The 22092-nt window shown below is 62.7% G+C and carries 25 protein-coding genes, 1 tRNA gene, 1 pseudogene and 1 riboswitch; of the genes and pseudogenes, 12 read left to right on the top strand and 15 right to left on the bottom strand.

The features are described 5' to 3' along the window. Positions 1 to 31: 31 nt before the first annotated feature. Together LQK84_RS16645 and LQK84_RS16640 are read left to right on the top strand one after the other, a co-directional pair. Positions 32 to 379, top strand: a complete 348-nt coding sequence (locus tag LQK84_RS16645) for a DUF952 domain-containing protein (protein WP_230829842.1) — start codon at positions 32 to 34, stop codon at positions 377 to 379. After that, complete coding sequence (locus tag LQK84_RS16640; protein WP_230829841.1) at positions 376 to 1467, top strand: quinone-dependent dihydroorotate dehydrogenase; 1092 nt, start codon at positions 376 to 378, stop codon at positions 1465 to 1467. Before LQK84_RS16645 ends, LQK84_RS16640 begins: the two co-directional genes overlap by 4 nt. A gap of 188 nt (positions 1468 to 1655) precedes the next feature. On the opposite strand, the gene LQK84_RS16635 is transcribed toward LQK84_RS16640, so the two are convergent. From LQK84_RS16635 to LQK84_RS16625, 3 genes are read right to left on the bottom strand one after another with little or no spacing between them, the layout of a single operon-like run. After that, complete coding sequence (locus LQK84_RS16635; protein ID WP_230829840.1) at positions 1656 to 2990, bottom strand: MATE family efflux transporter; 1335 nt, start codon at positions 2988 to 2990, stop codon at positions 1656 to 1658. 54 nt (positions 2991 to 3044) lie between these two features. Further along, positions 3045 to 3548, bottom strand: coding sequence for a CAP domain-containing protein (locus tag LQK84_RS16630; protein ID WP_230829839.1), 504 nt, complete (start codon positions 3546 to 3548; stop codon positions 3045 to 3047). Further along, positions 3548 to 3814 (bottom strand): DUF6460 domain-containing protein, encoded by a 267-nt coding sequence (locus tag LQK84_RS16625; protein ID WP_230829838.1) that lies wholly within the window; start codon positions 3812 to 3814, stop codon positions 3548 to 3550. Before LQK84_RS16625 ends, LQK84_RS16630 begins: the two co-directional genes overlap by 1 nt. A 162-nt stretch (positions 3815 to 3976) precedes the next feature. Here LQK84_RS16625 and LQK84_RS16620 point away from each other — a divergent pair, with 162 nt between their 5' ends. The 3 genes from LQK84_RS16620 to LQK84_RS16610 all read left to right on the top strand — a co-directional run bounded on the left by LQK84_RS16620 (position 3977) and on the right by LQK84_RS16610 (position 6352). Then, on the top strand, positions 3977 to 4924 hold the full coding sequence (locus tag LQK84_RS16620) for a methyltransferase domain-containing protein (RefSeq protein WP_230829837.1): 948 nt from the start codon (positions 3977 to 3979) through the stop codon (positions 4922 to 4924). Between the two features lie 122 nt (positions 4925 to 5046). Next, entirely contained in the window at positions 5047 to 5685 is a 639-nt protein-coding gene (locus tag LQK84_RS16615) for a YitT family protein (RefSeq protein WP_230829836.1), read from the top strand. Positions 5686 to 5707: 22 nt separating this feature from the next. Next, positions 5708 to 6352, top strand: coding sequence for a YitT family protein (locus tag LQK84_RS16610; protein ID WP_230829835.1), 645 nt, complete (start codon positions 5708 to 5710; stop codon positions 6350 to 6352). 43 nt (positions 6353 to 6395) lie between these two features. Here LQK84_RS16610 and LQK84_RS16605 read toward each other — a convergent pair whose 3' ends face one another. Further along, positions 6396 to 7178, bottom strand: a complete 783-nt coding sequence (locus LQK84_RS16605) for a transporter substrate-binding domain-containing protein (RefSeq protein ID WP_230829834.1) — start codon at positions 7176 to 7178, stop codon at positions 6396 to 6398. Positions 7179 to 7321: 143 nt separating this feature from the next. On the opposite strand from LQK84_RS16605, the pseudogene LQK84_RS25250 reads away from it, so the two are divergent. Further along, positions 7322 to 8983: pseudogene (locus tag LQK84_RS25250) on the top strand (glycosyltransferase); the annotation flags it as partial. Positions 8984 to 9247: 264 nt separating this feature from the next. Here LQK84_RS25250 and LQK84_RS16595 read toward each other — a convergent pair. Next, positions 9248 to 10549, bottom strand: coding sequence for an Nramp family divalent metal transporter (locus tag LQK84_RS16595; protein ID WP_230829833.1), 1302 nt, complete (start codon positions 10547 to 10549; stop codon positions 9248 to 9250). A 165-nt stretch (positions 10550 to 10714) separates the two neighbouring features. Here LQK84_RS16595 and mntR point away from each other — a divergent pair, with 165 nt between their 5' ends. Beyond that, positions 10715 to 11173 (top strand): manganese-binding transcriptional regulator MntR, encoded by a 459-nt coding sequence (gene mntR / locus LQK84_RS16590; RefSeq protein WP_230829832.1) that lies wholly within the window; start codon positions 10715 to 10717, stop codon positions 11171 to 11173. 20 nt (positions 11174 to 11193) lie between these two features. On the opposite strand, the gene LQK84_RS16585 is transcribed toward mntR, so the two are convergent. Then, a tRNA-Gly gene (locus tag LQK84_RS16585) sits at positions 11194 to 11267 on the bottom strand. 336 nt (positions 11268 to 11603) lie between these two features. On the opposite strand from LQK84_RS16585, the gene LQK84_RS16580 reads away from it, so the two are divergent. After that, a complete protein-coding gene (locus LQK84_RS16580) occupies positions 11604 to 12791 on the top strand; it encodes a GGDEF domain-containing protein (protein WP_230829831.1) in 1188 nt (395 codons plus the stop codon). Between the two features lie 42 nt (positions 12792 to 12833). Here the strand turns inward: LQK84_RS16580 and LQK84_RS16575 are convergent, their stop codons facing one another. From LQK84_RS16575 to LQK84_RS16565, 3 genes are read right to left on the bottom strand one after another with little or no spacing between them, the layout of a single operon-like run. Then, complete coding sequence (locus LQK84_RS16575) at positions 12834 to 14213, bottom strand: sensor histidine kinase (protein WP_230829830.1); 1380 nt, start codon at positions 14211 to 14213, stop codon at positions 12834 to 12836. Beyond that, positions 14210 to 14884, bottom strand: coding sequence for a response regulator (locus LQK84_RS16570; RefSeq protein ID WP_230829886.1), 675 nt, complete (start codon positions 14882 to 14884; stop codon positions 14210 to 14212). The genes LQK84_RS16575 and LQK84_RS16570 overlap by 4 nt, the downstream gene beginning before the upstream one ends. Further along, complete coding sequence (locus LQK84_RS16565; RefSeq protein ID WP_230829829.1) at positions 14884 to 15213, bottom strand: PepSY domain-containing protein; 330 nt, start codon at positions 15211 to 15213, stop codon at positions 14884 to 14886. The genes LQK84_RS16570 and LQK84_RS16565 overlap by 1 nt, the downstream gene beginning before the upstream one ends. Before the next feature lie 132 nt (positions 15214 to 15345). On the opposite strand from LQK84_RS16565, the gene LQK84_RS16560 reads away from it, so the two are divergent. The 3 genes from LQK84_RS16560 (at position 15346) to LQK84_RS16550 (ending at position 16748) form a co-directional block, all read left to right on the top strand. Continuing rightward, entirely contained in the window at positions 15346 to 15624 is a 279-nt protein-coding gene (locus LQK84_RS16560) for a PepSY domain-containing protein (protein WP_230829828.1), read from the top strand. Continuing rightward, positions 15624 to 16187 carry a cytochrome b/b6 domain-containing protein gene (locus LQK84_RS16555; RefSeq protein WP_230829827.1) on the top strand — a complete coding sequence of 188 codons (564 nt, stop codon included), beginning with the start codon at positions 15624 to 15626 and terminating at the stop codon, positions 16185 to 16187. The genes LQK84_RS16560 and LQK84_RS16555 overlap by 1 nt, the downstream gene beginning before the upstream one ends. Positions 16188 to 16379: 192 nt before the next feature. Next, entirely contained in the window at positions 16380 to 16748 is a 369-nt protein-coding gene (locus LQK84_RS16550) for a DUF4189 domain-containing protein (RefSeq protein ID WP_230829826.1), read from the top strand. A gap of 57 nt (positions 16749 to 16805) precedes the next feature. Here LQK84_RS16550 and LQK84_RS16545 read toward each other — a convergent pair whose 3' ends face one another. Both LQK84_RS16545 and LQK84_RS16540 read right to left on the bottom strand, forming a co-directional pair. Further along, positions 16806 to 17201, bottom strand: coding sequence for a DUF805 domain-containing protein (locus LQK84_RS16545; protein ID WP_230829825.1), 396 nt, complete (start codon positions 17199 to 17201; stop codon positions 16806 to 16808). A 174-nt stretch (positions 17202 to 17375) separates the two neighbouring features. Continuing rightward, a complete protein-coding gene (locus LQK84_RS16540; RefSeq protein WP_230829824.1) occupies positions 17376 to 18470 on the bottom strand; it encodes a 2'-deoxycytidine 5'-triphosphate deaminase in 1095 nt (364 codons plus the stop codon). A gap of 69 nt (positions 18471 to 18539) precedes the next feature. Beyond that, positions 18540 to 18618, top strand: a riboswitch (SAM riboswitch). A 46-nt stretch (positions 18619 to 18664) separates the two neighbouring features. On the opposite strand from LQK84_RS16540, the gene LQK84_RS16535 reads away from it, so the two are divergent. Next, on the top strand, positions 18665 to 19849 hold the full coding sequence (locus LQK84_RS16535; protein WP_230829823.1) for an O-succinylhomoserine sulfhydrylase: 1185 nt from the start codon (positions 18665 to 18667) through the stop codon (positions 19847 to 19849). Here LQK84_RS16535 and LQK84_RS16530 read toward each other — a convergent pair. From LQK84_RS16530 to LQK84_RS16515, 4 genes are all read right to left on the bottom strand, one after another. Then, positions 19846 to 20505 carry a nucleotidyl transferase AbiEii/AbiGii toxin family protein gene (locus tag LQK84_RS16530; protein ID WP_269072156.1) on the bottom strand — a complete coding sequence of 220 codons (660 nt, stop codon included), beginning with the start codon at positions 20503 to 20505 and terminating at the stop codon, positions 19846 to 19848. The genes LQK84_RS16535 and LQK84_RS16530 overlap by 4 nt on opposite strands. 58 nt (positions 20506 to 20563) lie before the next feature. After that, the gene (locus tag LQK84_RS16525) at positions 20564 to 20764 is read right to left on the bottom strand and encodes a hypothetical protein (protein ID WP_442966976.1); all 201 of its coding nucleotides are present in this window, start codon (positions 20762 to 20764) and stop codon (positions 20564 to 20566) included. Positions 20765 to 20838: 74 nt separating this feature from the next. Continuing rightward, on the bottom strand, positions 20839 to 21672 hold the full coding sequence (locus tag LQK84_RS16520) for an FTR1 family iron permease (protein WP_230829821.1): 834 nt from the start codon (positions 21670 to 21672) through the stop codon (positions 20839 to 20841). 40 nt (positions 21673 to 21712) lie between these two features. Then, entirely contained in the window at positions 21713 to 22060 is a 348-nt protein-coding gene (locus LQK84_RS16515) for a cupredoxin domain-containing protein (protein WP_230829820.1), read from the bottom strand. Between the last annotated feature and the right edge of the window lie 32 nt (positions 22061 to 22092).

The raw sequence follows: 22092 nt of genomic DNA, 5'->3' as shown, positions 1-22092 counted from the left end.
TTTGAAGCAACCCGGCCCCGGACATCGTCTCATGGAAAAAGCAGTCTACAAGATCGTCGCCTCCGAAATATGGCAGGCCGCTCAGGAAAAGGGCGTTTTTGAAGGTGCGGGGATCGATCTCGCCGACGGGTTCATCCACCTTTCGACCGCCGCGCAATCGGTGAAGACGGCTGAACTTTACTTCGCCGGCCAGGAGGGGCTGATGCTGGTGGCGGCCGATACGGCGAAGCTCGATGCGACGCTGGTCTTCGAGCCGTCGCGCGACAACGCCCTCTTCCCGCATCTCTACGGTCCGCTCCCGCTTTCCGCCGTCATCTGGGCAAAGCCGCTGCCGGTGGGGGCGGATGGCAGGCACATCTTCCCGGAGTTCGTGGCATGAGCTTTCTTTCCCGTCTCGGCCAGCAGGCGCTCTTCACCCTTGACCCGGAAACGGCGCATGGTCTTTCCGTTGCGGCCCTGAAGACCGGCCTGCTCCCCGCCTGCCGGGTTGCCCTCGATGCGAGGCTCAGCCAGGTGATTGCAGGGCTTTCCTTCGACAATCCGCTCGGCATGGCGGCGGGCTATGACAAGAATGCCGAAGTGCCGGCCGAGCTTGTGCGTCTCGGCTTCGGCTTTGCCGAGGTCGGCACGCTGACGCCGCGTCCGCAAGCGGGCAATCCGAAGCCGCGCCTGTTCCGGCTCGTCTCCGACCGCGCCGTGATCAACCGGATGGGTTTCAACAATGAAGGCCATGCCGCCGCATTCGAGCGGCTGAAGCGGCTGCCGAAGACGCTGATGGTCGGCGTCAATATCGGCGCGAACAAGGATAGCGAGGATCGCATCGCCGACTATGTGGCGGGCATTCGCAGCTTTTATTCGGTCGCACGCTATTTCACCGCCAATGTCTCCTCCCCCAATACGCCGGGCCTGCGCAACCTGCAGGACCGCGAAAGCCTGGATGCGCTGCTGACCGCCGTACTGGCAGCACGCGACGAGGAAGCCGCGAAGGCCGGCGGCGCGAAAGTGCCGGTCTTCCTGAAGATCGCGCCGGATATGAGCGAGGGCGGGCTGGACGATATTGCCGAGGTGTCGCTGAAGCGCGGGCTCGACGGGCTGATCGTCTCCAACACGACGATCGGCCGCAAGGGTCTCACGGACCAGCGGCAGGCGGGCGAAGCCGGAGGGCTGTCAGGACGACCGCTCTTTGCGCTCTCCACCACCGTGCTTGCCAAGATGCGCCAGCGCGTCGGCAAGGATTTCCCGCTGATCGGTGCCGGCGGCGTGGAATCGGCAGAGACGGCGGCGGAAAAGATCCGCGCCGGGGCTGACCTCGTGCAGCTTTATTCCTGCATGGTCTATGAGGGACCGGAACTGGCGGCCCGCATCGTCAAGGGCCTTTCGGCGCTTTGCGACAAGGAAAAGCTGGGCTCTATCCGCGAGCTTCGCGACAGCCGCGTCGCGCATTGGGCGAACCAGCCTCTGGCTTGAGGCCCTCCTCTCCCCTTGTGGGAGAGGATAGCCTGCCCCAAGAGCCGCAGGCGATTGGCTTGGCAGGCTTGGTGAGGGGTGAATTGCTGTCCGCGCCAAACCCAAACCCCTCACCTGCGATTTCTAACACTTAGCCTTTGGCTAAGATGTTGAAATCGCTTCCTCTCCCACAAGGGGAGAGGAGAAAATCACCCGAACATCTTCCTCATCTTGCCTGGCAGGATCGCGGCGAGCGTGAGGCCGCGCATGAGGAGGAAAAGGTTGAGGGCTGCCCAGAGGCCGTGATTGCCGAACCATTGCGGCAGTGTGAAAACGGCGGCGAGATAGGCGATAAACGACAGGATCATCATGTTGCGCATTTCCGCCGTCCAGGCGGTGCCCATGAAGACGCCATCCATCTGGAAGGCGAGCGCGCCGGTCAGCGCCGTCAGCGCCATCCAGACAAGGTAGAGCCCGGCCTCGGCGCGGACATCCGCCGCGCTGGTGAGGAAGGCGACGACCTGATTGCCGACGAGCATGGTGGCGACCGCGAGAAGCGCCGAAAGGCCGAGCGACCAGACGAGCGTGAGCCGCACGGCATCGCGAAAGGCCTGCCGGTCGCCGGCACCGAGCGAGCGGCCGCAGATCTGTTCGGCGGCGGCCGCCATGCCGTCGAGGAAGAAGGCCGTGACCATGAAGAAATTCATGAGGATGCCGTTGGCGGCGAGCGTCACCGTGCCGAGTTCCGCGCCGATGCGGGCCATGATGAGGAAGGAGCCGGTCAGGAGCAGCGTGCGGATCATGATGTCGCGATTGACCGCGAAGAGCGATTTCAGCTTGTCGAGCGCGAAGACGGCGCGCCAGTCGGTGCCGGTGCTGACCTTGCGGAAGCCGGAAAAGGCGAAGGCGAGGCCCGCCAGCGCCGTGACCACTTCCGCCGTGAATGTCGCCCAGGCAACGCCCGAAACGCCATAGCCGAACCACAGGCCCAGCGTGATGGAGAGCGCGATGTTGATGCCGTTCAGAAGCGTCTGCAGGAAGAGGCCGACGCCGGCCCGGCCCCGGCCGAGCACGAAGCCGAGAAGACAGTCGTTGATGAGGCGCGCCGGCGCCGAGAGGATGCGGATGGCGAAATAGGTCGCGGCAACCGTCGCGGCTGCGGGTTCCGGCGACAGGATGGCAAGACCGGCGGCGAGGATCGGCGAAGCGAGCGCCAGCAGCAGGAAGCCGGCAACAAGGCTGGTGCCGGCGGCGCGGAAGAAGACGGCGCGCTCTTCCGCCTCATCCATGCGCCCATAGGCCTGCGCGGTCAACGCCGTGGTCGAGGTACGGAAAAAGCCGGTGAAGGAGAAGAGAAAATCGAAGAGCACGGCCGCAATGCCGATGCCGGCAAGATCGGCCGCAACGCCCGTCTGCCCGACCACGGCCGTATCCGTCAGCCCCAGAAGCGGGGTCGAGACGAAGCCGAGCGTCATCGGCACGGCGATCGAAAGAACAAGGCGATGGGTGACGCGGAAGGAGCGGTCTTGCGTGGCGATATTCATGAAAGGTCCGGCGGGGTCGCGTTTCTTGCGACCCCGGACCGAACCCGGAATCGCTTAGTTCGACAGAACCATGGACCAGAACGGCCGGTTATCGGAAGCGCTATTTTGCGAAACCGCAACGCCGAGGCCCTTGTAGGGGCCGAGCATGTTCTTCAGGTGCTTGGGCGAATGGACCCAGGCCTGAAAGGCGCGCTCCGCCGTATCCTGGCCGGTCGCGATATTCTCCGCCGCCTGGAGGCGCACGCCCATGCGGTTCATGCGCGAGGTGAAATCGTCTTCGGATTTCAGCTCGTGGCTCATCTCGCCGGCCTTGGCCATACGGTTCGCCTGGTCGACGGCGGCGGCAGTCGCGGCCTTGTCGGCCACCAGCGGCGGAAGTTTCTTTGACGCGCGCAGCTTGTTGATCAGCGGCAGCACCGCTTTGGTGTGATCGTTGGAATTACCGGGCTCGGGCTCGAGAACGCTGACGGTTGTGCAGCCGGACAGCAGCGTCAGGCCGAGGCCGGCCAGTGCTGCGCGGCGGGTGAGCAAGGGAAGATCAAGACTGTTGGCGGGCATCAGCGGCGGTAGCTCATCAGGCGCAGGATGATGAAGGCAGGGATGACGACAACCGCGCCGAGGAGGAAATAGTTGCCGACCTCGCCAAAGGCACGGAAGCCCGTGTGCCAGAGATTGGAGAGGAAATCGCGGATCCAGTGCAGGATATCCATCGGATACCAGCCGAAGGAGCGCATGACGAAGCCGACAATGACGGAGACGACGACCAGCTTGACGATGAGACGGCCGGGGCTGTCTCCCAACATCCGGTTCATGGATTCGCTCATCTCGCTTCGCTCCTTCTCAACGGTCCGACGCCGCTTTCGCAGCGCTTTAGACCAGAGATAGGGTCCGAATCATGGCGCGGGCAAGAGGCAGCGTAAAATTCGCTTGAAATGGCGCCTCCGAAGGCAATATTGCGCGCAACCGCAACCGGAAAAACACCCGACATGACTGCGATCGACCTCACCTCCGGCGACCTCATCGCCGACCGGCGCGCCGACTATGCCCGAATGCTGGCTTCCGGTGGCGACATGGAAGCAGCAGCCGAGCTGATGGAACAGGCGCTGGAGCTTGCGCCCGGCTGGGCGGCCGGCTGGTTTCTGCTCGGTGACTATCGCGAAAAGGCGGGTCTCAAGGAGCCGGCCATAGCGGCCTATCGACAGGTTCTCACGCTTTCGAAGGACGATATTTTCGGCGCGGGGCTCAAGCTTTCCATCCTCGGCGACCGGGCGCAGCCGGCAACGCCGCCGGTCGCCTATGTCGAGCAGCTTTTCGATGATTATGCCGACCGCTTCGAGACGGCGCTGGTCGAGAAGCTGGACTACAAGGTGCCCGGCCGGCTGGCGGCGCTGATTGCGGACAAGGGCCGCGCAATTTACGCCCGCGCCATCGATCTCGGCTGCGGTACGGGGCTGATGGGGGTCGAACTCAGCGGTCGCGTCGAGCATCTGGAAGGCTATGACCTCTCCGCCAACATGCTGGCGAAAGCTGAGGACAAGGGGATTTACCACCATCTGGATCAGGCCGATCTTTCGCTGGGGCCTCGCGAGGCGCGGCTGATCGGGCCGGAGCTTGCCGCCGGCCGCGCCGATCTGGTCGCGGCGGCCGATGTGCTCATGTATCTCGGCGATCTTGAGCCGGTCCTGGCGCTGTCCGCAGCGCTTCTTGCCGATGGCGGGCACGTTGCCTTTTCAGTCGAGCATCTGATGGACGCACGCGACGATTTTCGCCTGCAGCCGTCGCTGCGCTATGCCCATTCACCGGCCTATATCGAGCGGCTTCTCGCCGCGCACGGCTTTACTCTGCTCGGGTCGGAAAAACTCGTCATTCGCATGGATGGCGGGGTGCCGGTGAACGGGATTCTGTTCATTGCCGAAAAGCGCCCGGCCGCGTAATTTTATTGCGCCGCAGCATCGAAATAGGTCAGCAATGCTTACATATTTTTATTGCGAAAATTCCGCCATTTGAGACAATCACGCTCGGGAGGAACGGCTTTTGTTTTTTGCTGGAGAGCGGCATGGCGAATATTTCCGATGTGTTTTCGCATTTGAGCGGCCGCCCGGACCGGCATTCCCTTTTTGAAGATGCGCAGGGCATTCTTGCCGGCGCGCTGATTGCCTCGCTGGGTCTCTTCTTCATGGGCAAGGCGCATCTCGTCACAAGCGGCATGGCGGGCGCTGCCTTCCTCATGCATTACGCATCCGGCCTCTCGTTCGGCCTCCTCTTTTTTCTCGTCAACCTGCCCTTTTACGTTCTTTCGTTCCTGCGCATGGGGCTTGCCTTCACGCTGAAAAGCTTTGCGGCGGTGGCCATCACCTCGGCGCTTGTCGACGTGCAGAGCCGCTATCTCACCATCGGCGAGATCAACCCGGTCTGGGCAGCCCTCATCGGCGGCCTGCTTCTCGGCTTCGGTCTGCTGGCGCTTTACCGGCATCGCGCCAGCCTCGGCGGCATCGGCATTCTGGCGGTCTATGTGCAGGATCGCACGCGGTTTCGCGCCGGTCAGGTGCAGATGGCCTTTGACACGATCGTTCTGGCCTTCGCCTTTCTGGCCGCACCGATCCCGATCGTCCTTGCCTCGGTGCTCGGCGCCGTCATATTGAATGTCTTCGTGATGGTGAACCACCGCTCCGACCGCTACAGCGTGCTCCGGTAGGCGGATAACGAGCGGACCACGGATGAACACGGCAGCCCCCGGCAAGACCTTTTCCGACTATCTGAAATCGACCAGCGACAAGCACTCCCTGCTGGAAGACGCGCAAGGGGTTGCCTCCGGCGCCATGCTTGCCTCGCTCGGCGTGCTGCTGCTCTCGTCTGCCGGCCTGCTGACGGGCGGCACCGCGGGCGTCGCCTTCCTGCTGCATTATGCGACCGGCTATTCGTTTGGCGTGGTGTTCTTCGTCGTCAACCTGCCCTTCTATTATCTCGCCTGGACGCGGCTCGGATGGGCCTTCACGCTGAAGACATTTGCGACGGTTGCCGCAACCTCGACCCTCTCCATCGTGCTCCCCAAGCTCATTCCCATCGGCCAAATCGATCCGCTGGCGGGCGCTCTCTTCGGCGGGCTTCTGGTCGGCACGGCCATGCTGGCGCTGTTTCGCCATCGCGCCAGCCTTGGCGGCTTCGGCGTGCTGGCGCTCTATCTGCAGGAGAAGCTGGGCTGGAAGGCAGGACTGGTGCAGCTCGGTTTCGATTGCTGCGTGCTGTTCTTCGCGTTCTTCATCGCCACGCCCTACATCATCATCTGCTCGATCATCGGGGCCGTGGTGCTGAATATGGTGCTTGCCATCAACCACCGGCGCGACCGCTACATCGCGATGTGACCGACCGGGCGGAAGACCCGACAGGCGCGCGTCTGGATCGGGCTCAGTAGAGCCCCGGCGGGAAGTATTTGACGAAAAGCTCGTTGAGCGTTCCCTTGCGGGCCAGCTCGAGCAGGCCGTGGTCGAAGGCGGCGGCAAGGGGTTCGCCTTCCCTCGTCATGATGGTCATGCCCTCGCCCAGGAAATCGCCGGAATAATAGGGCCCGCCGCGAAAGGCGCAGCAACTGTCAGCCTCGCCGCTTGCCGCCCAGAAGGCGAGCGCCAGACCTTCGCCGAAGACCGTGTCGACATCTCCCGCCTTCAGCGCCTTCAGCATGGCCGGACGGTCATCATAGAGCTGCGGGTTCACATTCGGGAAATAGGCCTTCAGCATGGCCTGGTGGGCGGTATCCCTGACGACGCCGACCTTGCTGGCCGCCAGCTTCATCGGTGTGATCGGCTCGCCGGATGTCTTCCTGAGTGACAGGAAGCGGGCGGAAAGCTGCAGATAGGGCCTCGAGAAATCATACTTCGCGCGGAGATCCGGCGTCACGCCGATGCCGGCAATGACGGCGTCGCCCGCGCGGCTCTCCAGTGCTGCCTGCAGTTCGTTGAAGGGTAGCGCCTGGATCTGGCACTTTGCCGTCACGCCCAGCGTGTCGCAAAGCTCGCGCGCCAGATCGACATTGAAGCCGGACAGGCGGCCTTCCGCATCGAGAAACTCGAAGGGCGGGAAGTCGAGCGTGGTCAGAAAACGGATGCGCGGGACGTTGCTGATGTCGGGATTGGCGCGATGCTCGCGCTTGTCGAAGGTCAGAAGCGGCCCTTGCGCCTCCGCGGCCACCACCGGAGCATGCATAGCCGGCAATAGAATCAGCAAAAACCCCATGATTCTGACTGATGCAGACGCGATGCCGTTCGATACCATGGGCTTCAATTCTCGATGTTTCATACATTTTCAGTTGATACCAAAAACGGTTTATCAAACTCATGGGCACCGGAGAATATTGGAATTCCGGAAATGTCGATAATTCTCCCGCGCCATCTGCATCGCTATCCGCGCTGGAGGCCGGTGGAGCCGGCGACGCATTGCATGCGGACGAGGTGCGGCTCTTTCTGAAACTCGGCATCGGCAAGCCAACACTGGCTGCAGCCGCCCTCAAGGCGCGGCAGAACGCAACAACCATCGAGCGAGAACTGATCGCCGATGGCATGCTTGATCCGCAGATCTTCTACGAAGCGCTGGCCGAATGGCTGGGCCTGCCCTTCTTCGCAGCCATAAACCCGGCGAATGTCTTCGTGACGGAGATGATCGACACCCAGCTTGCCAGCGGTTCGCTGCTGAGGCTCACGCGCCCGTCGCGTCCGGCCATGCTGGTCATTGCGCCCGAGGCGCGCCACGCGCTCAGGCTCCGCGACCAGCTTGCCGCCGCACCCGAGATGCGCGAGGGACTGGCGATTGCCACGCCTCAGACAATCCGCGACGCCATCTGGCAGGCCAATTGCCGGGCGCGCGTCGAAAAAGTGACCGACCGGCTCTTTGGCAACGCGCCCGCCTTCAGCGCCCGTGTGGTCCTGACCGGCTGGCAGGGCTATGTGCTCGGCGCACTGTCGGTGAGCGTTCCCGTGGCTGCGGTCACCTGGCCCGAGCAGATCCTGCTGGTTCTGCATATTGCCCTGAGCGCCGTCTATCTTCTCGCCATCGGGCTTCGCGCGGCTGCCCTTCGGGCAGGGATGGGTGAAGCCACCATCCCTCCGCCGGCATCCGCCATCGACACCGGTGCGCCGCTGCCGGTCTACACCGTGCTCGTCGCGGCCTATCGGGAAGAGGCGGTGGTGCCACAGATGATGGCGGCGCTTGATCGCCTCGACTGGCCGAAATCGCTTCTCGACATCAAGATCATCTGCGAGGCGGATGACCGGGCGACGATTGCAGCCGTCGCCCGGCACGCAAGTGGCGTGCATTTTGAAATCGTCGAGGTGCCGCCCGGCGGACCACGCACCAAGCCGAAGGCGCTGAACTATGCGCTGGCCGGTGCGCGCGGCGATTTTGTCGTGATCTTCGACGCGGAAGACCGGCCGCATCCGCGACAGTTGCGCGAGGCGCATGCGTGTTTCACCGCGGAGCCCGAGGCCTTGGCCTGCCTGCAGGCGCCGCTCCAGATCGCCAATGCAGCCCAGAGCCGGATCGCCGCCCTCTTCGCGCTGGAATATGCCGGCCTGTTCCGCAGCCTGTTGCCGCTTCTTGCCCGTCTCCGCCTGCCGATGCCGCTCGGCGGCACCTCCAATCATTTCCGAAGGGAGGCGCTTGAGGCCGCCGGCGCGTGGGATCCGTTCAACGTGACCGAGGATGCGGATCTCGGCATCCGCCTTCATCGCATGGGCTATCGCTGCGGCGTCCTCGGTCTGCCGACGCTGGAGGATGCACCGACCGAGTGGCCGGTCTGGCGCGCGCAACGATCACGCTGGTTCAAGGGCTGGCTGCAGACGGTACTGGTGCATTGCCGCGCACCCGCACGCCTTCATGCGCAGATCGGCACGGCCGGTCTCATCGCCTTGTTTCTGACGACGGGTGGGATGCTGTTTTCGGCGCTGGCGCATCCATTGCTGGCAGTCTTCATCCTGCGTTCGATCTGGCTCTTCGCCAGCGGCGCGTGGCTGGCGGCGGGCCTTGCCGAACAGGTCCTCTTTGCCATCGACGTCGCCAATATCATCGGCAGCTACTGTCTCTTCGCGGTTCTCGGACGCAAGCCGATGACGGCGGAGGAACGGCAGGCGGTTGGGAGACCCTGGTTGGGCCTGCCGTTCTACTGGATGATGCTTTCCGTTGCCGCCTGGCAGGCAGTGCGGGAGCTTTCGGACGATCCCTTCCTGTGGCGAAAGACGCCGCATGCGCCGGCAGCCCAGGAAGACCCGTCAAAAGAGGCCGGCGACCTGCGCCAGAAGCAGGAAGTTGAGGCAGAGCACGACCGCCGCGCCCACCGTGCCGAGCACTCGGACGGGAATGCCGTTCACGTATTCGCCCATGATGCTGCGCTTTGAGGTGAAATGCAGCAGTGCCAGCATCGGGATCGGCAGGGCAATCGACAGGATGACCTGGCTGACGACCAGCGCCTTGGTCGAATCGACGCCCATGAGAACCACGGCGAAGGCCGGGACCATGGTGACGAGGCGGCGCACCAGCAGGGGGATGCGGAAACCGACGAAGCCCTGCATGATCACCTGCCCTGCCATCGTCCCGACGACTGAGGATGACACACCCGAGGCGATCAGCGAAACGAGGAAGACCGAGGCGGCGGCACCACCAAGCAGCGGCGTCAGCGTGTGATAGGCCGTCTCGATTTCCGCGACTTCCGAATGGCCAAGGTGGAAGGCGGCGGCAGCCATGATGACCATCGCCATGTTGACGAGGCCGGCAGCAGCGAGCGCGATCATCACTTCACGGTTGGAGAAGTTCACCAGCATGCGCCGTTCGCGGTCGTCGGCAGGCCGGATGCGGCCCTGTGTGAGCCCGGAATGCAGGAAGACCGCATGCGGCATCACCGTTGCGCCGACAATGCCGACAGCGATCATCAGCGCGTTGCTGTCCGGGATGTTCGGGGTCGTGAGACCCTTGGCGACATTGCCCCATTCGACTGGCGCGATCAGCATTTCAACGAGATAGCAGAGGCTGATCACGGCGACGAAGACGCCGATGAGGATTTCCATGCGGCGAAAGCCGCCCTGCTCCATGATGAGGATGATGTAGGTGATGATGGCCGTCACTACCATGCTGGCGAGAAGCGGCATGCCGAAGATCAGCGAGAGGCCGATCGCGCCGCCCAGAAACTCGGCAAGGTCGGTCGCCATGGCGGCGATTTCGCTTATCGCCCACATCACATAGACCATCGGCTTCGGATATTGCTCCCGGCACATTTCCGCGAGGTTGAAGCCTGTGACGATGCCGAGCTTGGCGGAAAGCGACTGGAACAGCATGGCAATCAGGTTTGCCGCCAGCAGAACCCAGAGCAGCGCATAGCCGTAGCCCGCCCCCGCCTGGATGTTCGTGGCGAAATTGCCGGGGTCCATGTAGGCGATCGAGGCAATCACCGCCGGACCGAAAAAGGGCAGGAAGGCCCGTACCCCTGTCCTGCGGCCGGCCAGAGCATCGCGCATGGCCTGCTCGTGCCGCGAGGCCATGGTTGATCCGCTCGCCATCTGCATTTCGTCGCGCAACATGTCTCTGCTTCCAATTTATAGCATGTGCTATAATAATTAGCCTATGACAAGTTCCTGTCAATAAGGCGCAGCGACGAAATTTCCGCTTGCCGAGGCGCCGCAACGCGTTCAGAAAGCCGGGACAGTCGCGATGGGACCAATGGGCGCGACACGGCAAGGCGGGGCATGGCAAGACGGAAATCGACAGAAGCGGACGATGCGCTGGCTGCGCCCGGAACACGGGCGGCAGCCTTCCAGCAGGCGCGCGATGCGCGCCGCTCGGAGCTTCTGGAAGACTATGTCGAACTGATCGACGATCTCGTGCGCGCAACCGGCGAGGCCAGGCAGGTGGATATCGCCGCCTATCTCGGCGTTGCCCAGCCGACAGTTGCCCGCATGCTGAACCGCCTGTCGGATGCCGGCCTCATCGAAAAGCGCCCCTATCGCGGCATTTTCCTCAGCGAAGCCGGCACGAAACTCGCCGAAGAGGGCCGCGAACGCCACGCCATCGTCGAAACATTCCTCATCGACATCGGCATCGATCCCGAGATTGCCAGCTGCGACGCAGAAGGCATCGAACATCACGTCAGCCGCGAAACGCTCGCCGCCTTCAAGGCCTATTCGACCGCCAAGCGCGACAAATAATCGGAAAATCGGGAAAAAGCTGGAGCGGGTGAAGGGAATCGAACCCTCGTATTCAGCTTGGGAAGCTGCTGCTCTACCATTGAGCTACACCCGCTTTCGACCTTTCGGTCTGCCCGGCACAAATCCAACACTCGCCCTGTTTTGTCAAGCCGGACTTGAACGTCGCTGACACGACCGATGCGTTGCCGCGAAACCGCGATGGATGGCGCAGGCTGTATTAAATGAATATCTGAAATAATATTCGGCAGCCGATGCTGTCCAGCCGCAAACTGAACATGTACGGCTTGTATTTTCATGTCCCATAATATTCGGCAATTCTCGGCAAAACAACGTAAAACCCGATTGCAATCGCGTCCGTTACGCCATTATAAGGCCATCTTCGAAATCTCCTCATGACTGTAAACTTTTCAAGCGGAAACGGTCGAACGTCATGGCCAATGCCACGTATCTTCTTGCCGTGAATTTCTCGATCGGCCTGGCGTTCTCGCTGGCATTTGTCAGCATTGCGCGGTCGCAGCGGGTGACGATGGGGTACTGGTTTGCGGCAGGCTTCCTGTCCGCCTCCTCCACGGCAGGCGTGGAGACGCTTGCTCCGGCCACAAGTGCGCCGGCACTCGTATCCTTTCTGTCATTTTCCGGCCTGCTGACTGCACTGACCATGGTGACGGTCGGATTGTTCAGAAACTTCACGACCTGGTCCGTCTGGCCGATCCTTGCGCTCTATCTGGGATTCGAAGCGGCATTTCCTGCAGTCCTGAGGGGTGCCGCCCGCGACTCGGCCATCCATGCCTTTGCCTATCAAACGCCGTTTGCGACGATGACGGCGCTGGGAGGCGTTGCTCTGCTGTCGGGCTCGATGTCGCGCCGGTCGGTGCCGGAGCGGTTGCTGGCGGGTGTCTTGTTCCTGACGTCGGCGCAATTTCTCTTCAAGGCGTTTCTGGCGCATGCCATCGGCACCGGCGCCAGTGTCCAGACCTATGCTTTCAGCAGCTATGCGCAATATTCCCAGACAATCTCGGCGATCCTGTCCATTCTTCTCGGCGTCTGCCTGATGATGGTCCTGATGGAGGAGAGCCAGTCTCGCGCCAGACACACCCTGCTGCGCGACCACCTTTCGGGGCTCTGGACGCGCCGCGCGTTCTTCGAGCATGCCGAGGCTGCGCTGAAGCGCAAGACGGGCGGCGGAACGCCTGTCGTCATCCTGTGCGACCTCGATCACTTCAAGAAGATCAACGACACCTATGGCCACGCGGTCGGCGACGAGGTCATTCGCGTCTTCGCAGCCTGCCTGGAGGCCGCCGGCGGCGATGTCTGCGGGCGGCTTGGCGGCGAGGAGTTCGCGGCCCTGACCGTCAACGGCGATGCGTCGCTCGCCCAGCTCCAGGTCGAAGCGGTGCGGTCGAGGCTCTACAACGCCGCCTTCGGGCAACCGGGACTGCGACCGACGGCGAGCTTCGGCATTGCCATCATGGATCCCGACGAAAGTCTCGCCGAGGCCATCAATCGTGCCGATGCCGCGCTCTACGAAGCCAAAGCACGCGGCCGCAACAGGTTCGTCTTCTCCCGAAACGAAAAGGACATTGCGGTTGTCCTGCGCGAAGCGCTGCTGCGCCGCTAGGCAATCCAGCCGGCCTGTCAGACGCGGCCGATGGCGATGCTCTCAAACGGCGGCCATTGTCACCCGCGCGCACAATCCGCCTGACTTCGCGTCATTCTCCAGCTCGAACTCCATGTCGTAGACGGTTGCGATCTCGCGGACGATCGACAGGCCGAGACCGCTGCCGGGTTTGGCACTGTCGAGCCGCCAGCCGCGCCGGGTCAGGTTGGCAAGCTCTTCCTTCGGCACGCCCGGTCCGTCATCTGCGACGCGGAACCAGATCCTGCCGTCGTCGGCTCCCCAGGCGACAAGAACGCGCGACTTCGCCCATTTGGCGGCATTCTCGATGAGGTTTCCGACGATCTCGCGGAAGTCGCCCGGATCGACGGGGGCCGTGAGCGCGGCAGGGCCTTCCGTTGCGAAGGTGATCTCTTCGCCGTCGGGTGTGCGGCTGACGGTGCGAATGACATCGCCGACGAGCTTGGCAATATCGCTGTCGCCGCGGCGGAGATCCGGCCTTGCCGCAATCCGCGACAGGGCCAGCTCGCGCTCGACATGGGCGCGCATCGTTGCGGCCAGATGGTCGAGTTCGTCGGCCAGCGCCGTCTCGCCCCTGTCGCGCAATGTCAGCGCGTCGTTCGAAAGAACCGTCAGCGGCGTGCGCAGGCCGTGGGCCAGATCGGCGGCGCGGCGGCGGGCCTTTTCGATCATCGCCCCTTGCGCATCCAGCAGCTGGTTCATGGCCGTCACGGTCGTCTGAAATTCCGCCGGATAGTCGCCCGTAAGGCGGCTGTCGCGGCGTTCACGGATGCGGTTGATGCCTTCGCTGAGCGACGATAGCGGGCGCAGGCCGAAGGCGAGCTGGGCAATCGAGGCGCCGACCAGAAAAAGCCCGAGCGCGGCGAGCGCCGGCGCGAAATCGCGGACGAAACCGTTGCGCGCCTCCTCCAACGCCCGGCCGTTGCTGGCGACGGCAATGCGGATCGCCCGCTGGCCGCCGGGGGCCGAGATGCGCACCATGCGTTCCAGCACAATGAGGGTCCGGTTTTCCGGCCCCGGCAGAAGATAGTGATGGATCGTCCCGTCGGTATGCGTATCCGCCGGCAGGTTGAGCTCGGTATCGAAGAGCGAGACCGAACGCATCGTCTGGGCCGCCGCATCGTCGACGACCTGCCAGTAGAGCCCGCCATAGGGAATGCCGAAACGCGGATCGAGCGGGCCGCTCGGGCGCACGAGCCTGCCGCCGGCATCAAACGTCAGGGCGCCGGCCAGCGTGTTGATCTGGTTTGTCAGCTCAAGATCGATGCGCTTGCGGATATTGTTTGAGAAGAGCGAGACGAGAAGGGCCGCCGTCAGCGCCAGCGCGAGGCCGACCGTCAGCGCAGAGAGCACGAGGAAGCGGCCGCGGATCGAGGACAGCCATTTCATCCGGCGTGCGATCATGCGCCTGCCTCGCCGCCACCGGCAATGCGGTAGCCATAGCCGCGGCGCGTCTCGATGAGATCGCGGCCGAGCTTGCGGCGCAGCCGGCCGATCAGAACCTCAACCGAATTGCTCTCGCGCTCGAAATCCTGCGCATAGAGCTGTTCGGTGAGTTCGAGCTGGGTCACATGCCGGTCGCGATGGAGCAGGAGATGGTGCAGACAGCGATATTCGAGCGGCGTGAGGTCGACGGGCACGCCGGCCAGCGTCACCAGCCTCGTGCGTGGATCAAGCGCGATCTCGTCGGCGGAAAGCACGGGATTGGCCTGTCCCGCGGAACGGCGCAGGATCGCCCGCAGCCGCGCCAGCACTTCGGCCACCTGGAACGGCTTGGCGAGATAGTCGTCGGCGCCCGCATCGATCCCCTCGACGCGCTCTTCCCAGTTGCCGCGCGCCGTCAGCACCAGAACCGGCATCTGCCGTCCGGCCTTGCGCCAGCGTTTGAGCACCGTCATGCCGTCCATCGTCGGCAGGCCGAGGTCGAGGATGGCAGCGGCAAACTCCTCGCTGTCGCCGGCATACCAGCCGGATTCGCCGTCCCGCTCATGGGCGACCAGATAGCCGGCGCGCTCCAGATGGGTGATGAGGTCGCGCGCAATCAGCGGGTCGTCTTCAACAAGCAGAATGCGCATCATTCGTTCTCGGTCTTGAGGATGCGGCCGGTCCTGGCATCCATATGGATCTCGACCAGCCTGCCGTCGCCCTGAAGCACCTTGAACTCGTAGGTGAAGTTGCCGTGCCGGACACGCGGCTCGATGCGGACGATATCGCCCGGAAAGCGCTCGGCAACAATCGCCTTGAGATCGGAAAGCGGCCTGACAGTGCCGTTCTCGACGGCGCGCTGGATCGCGTCCAGCGTCACGCCCTCGTCGCCGTCATCATCGCTGTCGGCATGCGCAAGCGATCCCGCAAGGGCGAGCGCGGCAACGGCAATCAGGAGGGAGGGAACGGGTCGATACATGGTTTCACGCTAGCACGGCGAAGCTGAAATTTCGCTGACATTTTCCGTCAGCCATCGCTCAGGTCGGGGACACTAGGTTTGCTGCCAACGATCGGACACGGGGTCACGATCGCCAACCAAGGAGCATGTCCCATGAAGAAACTCATCCTCGCTGCCACCCTCTTTTCCGCTCTTGCTGCCGGTGCGGCCTACGCCGAAGACGAAAGCACGAAGTGCGACGTGCCGAAGGACAAGTGGATGAGCGAAGACGCCATGAAGGCCAAGGCCAAGGAAATGGGCCTCGAGGTGCGCAAGATCAAGATCGAGAACGGCTGCTACGAAGTTTACGCCATCGACGCCAAGGGCAAGAAGGTCGAGCAGATCTTCAACCCGGAAACCGGCGTTCAGGTCGGCACGGAAGGCAGCAACTGATGTCCGAGGTCTCGCTCCACGGCCGGGAGATCGCTTCCGGCCGGAGCGCTGACCGGATCAAGGTGTGGGATCCTCTGGTGCGGATCTTCCACTGGTCGCTGGTCGCGCTCTTCACCTTTTCCTTCCTCACCGGCGACGAGTGGAAGTCGGCCCATATTCTCTCGGGCTATGCGATCGGCATTCTCCTCGCCATCCGCATCGTCTGGGGTCTGGTCGGCACGCATCATGCGCGGTTCGTCAGCTTCATCTACTCGCCGCGTACGATCCTCACGTTCCTCAAGGACAGCCTGTCCATGAAGGCGAAGCGCTATGTCGGGCACAATCCCGCCGGCGGGGCGATGGTGATCCTGCTGATCGCGATGATTTCCGGCATCGTCACTACCGGCTACATGATGACCACCGACACGTTCTGGGGCATCGAATGGGTGGAAGACGTCCACAAGGCACTCGTCTACTCGACCCTCGGCCTCATCATCCTGCATGTCGCAGGCGTGGTTCTGGCCAGCATCGAGCATCGGGAAAATCTCGCCCGTGCCATGGTCACCGGCTGGAAACGACGCTAGCGCATTTCAACAGCCTCCCAAGCCTCTCGCGAGCCCTCACACCGGGGCTCGCGACCGCCCTTCGGGGCGCTCACCCCATCATCGCAGAAATGTTTTCGCCGGCGCCGTTGATGGCGCGAATGCATAGGGTATGAGATATGCGTTGAGCCCGGTCAGGCGACCGGCTCCAGCATCGGAGGGACGTATAAACTCATGAAAAGCATCATCAAATTCTGTCTTATTGCCACCGTGTCCGCAACTGCGCTTGCCGGCACCGCACTTGCTGGCGACAAGTGGGGCGCGTTTGCCGTCGATACGTCGGACAAGTCCAAGTCGCCCTATTTCGGCGTCGGCGGCGGCGACACGGAAAAGGAAGCTTCCGATTTCGCCATGAAATTCTGCAAGGAAGAAGGCGGCAAGGAATGCACACTCGCCGTGACCTATGAAAAGTGCGGCGCGCTGGCCTCCAACGGCAAGTCCATCTGGTGGGGCGTTGCTCCGACGAAGAAGGACGCCGAAGCGCAGGCCCTGCAGGGCTGCAAGGACGGCGCCTGCAAGGTCGTCTCCTCCGACTGCAACTGAAACTGAAAGCGGCGCCGGTTTGAGCCGGCGCCGCTTTTCATCTGCATGTCCTGGCGATCAGGCCTGCAGCGGATCTTCGCCGAAGCGGTTCGGGCCGGTCGTGCCCTTCAGGAAATAGGCTTCGATGAGAAACCAGATCGGCCCGATCAGCGGGATCAACTGGATCAGGATGAACCAGCCGGACCTGTCGCGGTCATGTACGCGCTTGATGGCGACCGCCAGACCCGACCACACCGCAAAGACCAGATAGGCAATGCCGACGACGAAATAGGGAGCGGAAGCCGCGCCTTCGACGTGGAAATTGCCATCTTCGGTCACCGTGCCGGGGAAGATGGTCCAAAGGATCGAGAAGATGACGCCGACTGCGGCAGCGGCAATCAGATGAATGAGAAATGCAAACCAAATCTTCTTGCGGTTGATGCGGCCGTCGAATTTAAAAAGAAGCTCTTTCATATAATCCTCACAGTGAAAAAGTTCCCAAATCCCTAATCCAGGGCTGACCATTGTCAACGAATGGGAGACAATTATCTTAGAAATGTTCGAAGATGATGCACGGCATGGTTAACCGGCGCAAGGCCTGCCGGCTGAAATGACAAATCCTGCGTCCTCCGGCGGTCAACCGGCCGCTCAGCTTCTGAAATGCTTGGAGAGCTTCAGCCCCTGAGCCTGATAGTTGGAGCCGACGCCAGAACCGTAAAGCGCCTGCGGCTGTTCCAGCATGTGCTCGTAGACCAGACGGCCGACGATCTGGCCGTCTTCGAGGATGAAGGGCACCTCGTGGCTGCGTACCTCAAGAACGGCGCGCGAGCCCTTGCCGCCGGCGGCCGCATGGCCGAAGCCGGGATCGAAGAAGCCGGCATAGTGGACGCGGAATTCGCCGACCAGCGGATCGAAGGGCGTCATTTCGGCCGCGTAGAGCGGCGGCACATGCACAGCCTCGCGGGAGACGAGAATGTAGAACTCGTCCGGATCGAGGATCAGCTCGTTGCGGCCGCGGCCATAGATCGGCTCCCAGAAGTCATGCAGGTCATGCGCGCCCTTGCGGTCGACATCGACGACGGCGGTATGATGCTTGCCGCGATAGCCTATGAGGCCATCCGGGCCGGTGCCTTCGAGATCGATGGAGAGCGCGATGCCGGCGCCGGAGACATTCGGTTCGCTGGAGGCCACAAGGCCTTCGCTGGCATGCAGGCTTTTGACCTCCTGCTCGGTCAGAAGCGCATTGCCGATGCGGAAGCGGATCTGCGACAGGCGCGAGCCGCGACGCACGACGATGGGGAAGGTCCGGGGCGAGATTTCGAGATAAAGCGGGCCGTTATAGCCGGCCGGGATCTTGTCGAATTCCTGCGCGCGATCGGTGATGACGCGGGTGAAGATATCGAGACGGCCGGTCGAGCTTTTCGGATTGGCCGACGCCGACATCGCGACATCAAGCGACAGGCTTTCCATTAGCGGGACGATATAGACGCAGCCCGTTTCCAGCACCGCGCCTTCGGAAAGGTCGATGACATGGAGCTTCAGCCGGTCGAGCTTGTCGGCGACGAGATGATGCGGGCCCGGCAGGAAGCTTGCGCGGACGCGAAACGCCTTTGCGCCGAGCCTCAGGTCGAGGCTGGCGGGCTGGATCTGGTCATGGTCGAGCGCGGCCTCGCTCTTGAGCTTGCCGGCATCGAACAGAGCCTTGATCGCCTTGTCGGCCAGAATTCCGGTGGTGCGGGTCATTTTTGAAATCCTTTGGCGGACAAAACCAAAATCGGCCAATTGACGCAAGCGCCCTTGAGGCGTAAGGGCTTTTTATCCCGTGGTGATTTGGCCGGTCGGCTTGCAGCCACGTTAAATAAGTGGCTAAAAGGACCGGGTTGTGAAACCGGTCCGCAATTGCGACCGGTTTTTTTGTTGTGTGAAGGTGCATACCCATGACCAGGAATTGGAAGCCCGCAACCAAACTCGTTCACGGCGGATCGCTGCGCTCGCAATTCGGCGAGATGTCAGAAGCGATTTTCCTCACCCAAGGGTTCCTCTACGAGACGTCGGCTGCGGCCGAAGCCCGCTTCAAGGGCGAAGATGACGGGTTCATCTATGCCCGCTACGGCTCGCCGACGAATGACATGTTCGAAAAGCGCATGTGCCTGCTGGAAGGCGCCGAAGACGCCCGCGCCACCGCGTCCGGCATGGCCGCCATCTCCGCCGCCATTTTGTGCCAGCTGAAGGCTGGCGATCATATCGTCGCCGCCCGCGCCCTCTTCGGTTCCTGCCGCTACATCGTCGAGACGCTGGCGCCGCGCTACGGCATCGGCTGCACGCTGATTGACGGCCGCGATCTCGACAACTGGGAAAAGGCGATCCAGCCGAACACCAAGGTCATGTTCCTGGAAAGCCCGACCAACCCGACGCTGGAAGTCGTCGACATTGCCGGCGTTGCCAAGCTTGCCAACCAGATCGGCGCCAAGCTGGTGGTCGACAACGTGTTTGCGACGCCGCTCTTCCAGCACCCGCTCGATCTCGGCGCCCATATCGTCGTCTATTCGGCCACCAAGCATATCGACGGCCAGGGCCGGTGCCTCGGCGGCGTCATTCTCTCCTCGAAGGACTGGATCGACGAGAACCTGCACGATTATTTCCGCCATACGGGTCCGGCCATGTCGCCGTTCAATGCCTGGACGCTGCTGAAGGGTCTTGAAACCCTGCCGCTTCGCGTCAAGCAGCAGACGGAAAATGCCGCACGCGTGGCCGATTTCCTCGCCGACCAGAAGGCTGTTGCCAAGGTCATCTATCCGGGCCGCGCTGACCACCCGCAGGCCGACATCATCGCCAAGCAGATGACCGGCGGCTCGACGCTGGTTGCCTTTGAACTCAAGGGCGGCAAGGAAGCTGCCTTCGCGCTTCAGGACGCACTCGACGTCATCTGCATCTCCAACAATCTCGGCGACGCCAAGAGCCTGATCACCCATCCGGCGACGACCACGCACAAGAACCTGAAGGACGAAGACCGCGCCGAACTCGGCATTTCGCCCGGCACCGTCCGCCTGTCGCTCGGCATCGAGGACGGCGACGACCTGCTGGCCGATCTCGAGCAGGCGCTGTCGAAGGTCAAGGCTTAAAGACTATCTGCGTCGGGCCATGCCCGGCGCGCGGCCTCGCGGAAGGCGTCAATGGCGGCTTCCGCGATCGTCAACTCCATATCAAGGGCTTCCGCCGCGTAGGCGACTTCGCTGGCATCCTGAAGATGGTTGAGAATGCCGACTGCCTTCCTGACAATGTCGGCGCCATAGGCCGCTTCAGCCTTTTCCACCGCCTTGCGCGGAATGTCATGATGCACCTGCGCCAGCCGGCCCAGATCAATTGCATCACGATAGGCCACGGCACGGTCGAAGCACCGGTCTGCGTTCGCGAGCAGTTTCTCCGCAAACATGTCGGGAATGCTCAGCATTGGGACCGCAAGGCCAGGCGCAATGGCACCGCTCAGCGAAACACGCGCTTCCCGAACGATTTCAAACTTGATGGCGAGCCCTTCGTATTCAACGAGCGTTCGAATACCATAGGCATCGGCGCGGATATCACGAAGCGACTTGACGTCGTCGGCGAAGAGAGCGGCAAGTCCTTGATCGAACACAGCGTTGCGGATGTTGCGATAGCCGTCCGTGTCCGCACACAGGAAATCGACATCAAGCGAACGGCGATATTCGCCGTGAGTCAGCACGATTGCTGTTCCGCCTCCGAACCAGCAGCGGGTTTCAAGAAGAAACCCAGCGTTCATGTTTCGAAGCAGGCCCGCAATCGTGTTGTGTTCCGGTCGCTTGAATTTCATGCCGCATTCACACCAGAAGCCGGCCGTGGCCGAAGGCGCGGGCGAGTTCTTCGATGAGCCGGGTTTCGTCCTTACTCAGGCGATTGCGATCGACAAAGCGCCAGTTGCGTTCATAGAGCGCAAATGCTTCTTTTGCCGGAATGCCGCGCGCAGGATCCCGGTTCCACGCGAGCGCTTTCAGCTCGGGGAAGTCGGCAGGCACGATCATCCGGTCAGTCATCATATCCATGAAGACATTTTAGCAGAGGCCGGCCGGCCGGGCAAATTGGCTGGTGATCTCGCTTACCGCCCCGCCGCAGCCGCCCGCGGCGCATGGTTGGGCGACAGCGCCTTTGTGAGCGCAACAATCGCCACCAGCGTGACGAGATAGACGAGAACCTGCAGCTCGCTCGGGGTCTGGGCGTAGCCGATCAGCGTGTGCAGGAGGCGGCCGGGAATGCTGCCTTCGTCGATCAGCCAGGATGTGTCCCAGGCGGTGGCGGAGAGAACGTTGACCTTGCCGGAGGCGAGCAGGAAGGCGGCGCATTGGGAGGCCATGCTGGCGGCGAGCAGCGTGATCAGCCCGGACGTGACGGAGAAGAGGTAGCGCGTCGGGATCTTGACGAGGCCAAGATAGGTGAGCGCGGAGACCGCACCGCCCAGCACGAGACCAAGCACGGAGCCCAGCGCCAGCGAGGACCAGCTGTCGCCACCGGCAAGCACGATCCCGTACATGAAGAGTGCGATTTCGGCGCCTTCGCGCAAGACGGCGACGCCGACGACCACGGCAAGAGCGGCGAGCGGGCGGCGGCCTTCGCTGACGGCCTGTCCAGCAGCGGTGAGTTCGGCGGCGAGTTCGCGGCCGTGGCGGGCCATCCAGAGGTTATGCCAGACGAGCATGCCCACCGCGATGGCGAGCACGCCGGCATTGAAGAGTTCCTGCCCGAAGCCATCGGCCCATTTCGACACGACCTCGGCGAACATCGCCAGAAGCGCGCTGCCGGCAATGCCGGCGAGAACGCCGCCGGCAATCCACCAGCGGCTGCCCGCCACGAGCCTCGTCGCGGCCAGCACGATGCCGATGACGAGACCGGCCTCGAAGACTTCGCGGAAGACGATGATGAGGGCGCCGAGCATGTGAAGTTTCCCGAACTGAACGGTTTACCGGACGACGACGTTACTGGACGACAACCTGACCGGTCGTTTCCTTCGGATGGAAGTCATCGAAGAACGTGTAGGTGCCGGGCGCCTGGGCGCGGACATTCACCAGAATGTCGGAAAAGCCGGCGGCGACCTTCTCGAAGCCGAGCTTGGAAGATTCCAGTTCCACCGGCATCGGGTTGGCATTCTTCAGCTTGATGCGGAAGGGCTCGCCTGCCTTGACCGTGATCTGGTTCGGGGTGAAGACCTTGTCCTTGACGGTGATCTCATAGGTCTTCATCTCGTCGGCGCTGGCCGCAAAACCCGAGGCACCCAGGGCGACAGCCAACAGTGCGGCGATGACCTGAAGCTTGCGCATGTTCATTCTATGCTCCGTGAACCCAGCCCGGTTTGTCT

It is taken from the genome of Rhizobium sp. C4, from assembly GCF_021026315.1.
Taxonomy (GTDB): domain Bacteria; phylum Pseudomonadota; class Alphaproteobacteria; order Rhizobiales; family Rhizobiaceae; genus Ensifer_A.
The sequence above is the reverse complement of the archived record's forward strand: the minus strand, read 5'-3'. Positions and strand labels throughout refer to the sequence as shown.

Coding starts and splice junctions, on each gene's coding strand:
- LQK84_RS16575 (WP_230829830.1), bottom strand. CDS start 14,213: ATGATCGCACGCCGGATGAAATGGCTGTCCTCGATCCGCGGCCGCTTC.
- LQK84_RS16555 (WP_230829827.1), top strand. CDS start 15,624: ATGTCCGAGGTCTCGCTCCACGGCCGGGAGATCGCTTCCGGCCGGAGC.
- LQK84_RS16580 (WP_230829831.1), top strand. CDS start 11,604: ATGGCCAATGCCACGTATCTTCTTGCCGTGAATTTCTCGATCGGCCTG.
- LQK84_RS16630 (WP_230829839.1), bottom strand. CDS start 3,548: ATGCCCGCCAACAGTCTTGATCTTCCCTTGCTCACCCGCCGCGCAGCA.
- LQK84_RS16565 (WP_230829829.1), bottom strand. CDS start 15,213: ATGTATCGACCCGTTCCCTCCCTCCTGATTGCCGTTGCCGCGCTCGCC.
- LQK84_RS16525 (WP_442966976.1), bottom strand. CDS start 20,764: ATGATCGTGCCTGCCGACTTCCCCGAGCTGAAAGCGCTCGCGTGGAAC.
- LQK84_RS16570 (WP_230829886.1), bottom strand. CDS start 14,884: ATGCGCATTCTGCTTGTTGAAGACGACCCGCTGATTGCGCGCGACCTC.
- LQK84_RS16540 (WP_230829824.1), bottom strand. CDS start 18,470: ATGACCCGCACCACCGGAATTCTGGCCGACAAGGCGATCAAGGCTCTG.
- LQK84_RS16610 (WP_230829835.1), top strand. CDS start 5,708: ATGAACACGGCAGCCCCCGGCAAGACCTTTTCCGACTATCTGAAATCG.
- LQK84_RS16620 (WP_230829837.1), top strand. CDS start 3,977: ATGACTGCGATCGACCTCACCTCCGGCGACCTCATCGCCGACCGGCGC.
- LQK84_RS16535 (WP_230829823.1), top strand. CDS start 18,665: ATGACCAGGAATTGGAAGCCCGCAACCAAACTCGTTCACGGCGGATCG.
- mntR (WP_230829832.1), top strand. CDS start 10,715: ATGGCAAGACGGAAATCGACAGAAGCGGACGATGCGCTGGCTGCGCCC.
- LQK84_RS16550 (WP_230829826.1), top strand. CDS start 16,380: ATGAAAAGCATCATCAAATTCTGTCTTATTGCCACCGTGTCCGCAACT.
- LQK84_RS16635 (WP_230829840.1), bottom strand. CDS start 2,990: ATGAATATCGCCACGCAAGACCGCTCCTTCCGCGTCACCCATCGCCTT.
- LQK84_RS16595 (WP_230829833.1), bottom strand. CDS start 10,549: ATGTTGCGCGACGAAATGCAGATGGCGAGCGGATCAACCATGGCCTCG.
- LQK84_RS16625 (WP_230829838.1), bottom strand. CDS start 3,814: ATGAGCGAATCCATGAACCGGATGTTGGGAGACAGCCCCGGCCGTCTC.
- LQK84_RS16530 (WP_269072156.1), bottom strand. CDS start 20,505: ATGAACGCTGGGTTTCTTCTTGAAACCCGCTGCTGGTTCGGAGGCGGA.
- LQK84_RS16645 (WP_230829842.1), top strand. CDS start 32: ATGGAAAAAGCAGTCTACAAGATCGTCGCCTCCGAAATATGGCAGGCC.
- LQK84_RS16615 (WP_230829836.1), top strand. CDS start 5,047: ATGGCGAATATTTCCGATGTGTTTTCGCATTTGAGCGGCCGCCCGGAC.
- LQK84_RS16640 (WP_230829841.1), top strand. CDS start 376: ATGAGCTTTCTTTCCCGTCTCGGCCAGCAGGCGCTCTTCACCCTTGAC.
- LQK84_RS16560 (WP_230829828.1), top strand. CDS start 15,346: ATGAAGAAACTCATCCTCGCTGCCACCCTCTTTTCCGCTCTTGCTGCC.
- LQK84_RS16520 (WP_230829821.1), bottom strand. CDS start 21,672: ATGCTCGGCGCCCTCATCATCGTCTTCCGCGAAGTCTTCGAGGCCGGT.
- LQK84_RS16545 (WP_230829825.1), bottom strand. CDS start 17,201: ATGAAAGAGCTTCTTTTTAAATTCGACGGCCGCATCAACCGCAAGAAG.
- LQK84_RS16515 (WP_230829820.1), bottom strand. CDS start 22,060: ATGAACATGCGCAAGCTTCAGGTCATCGCCGCACTGTTGGCTGTCGCC.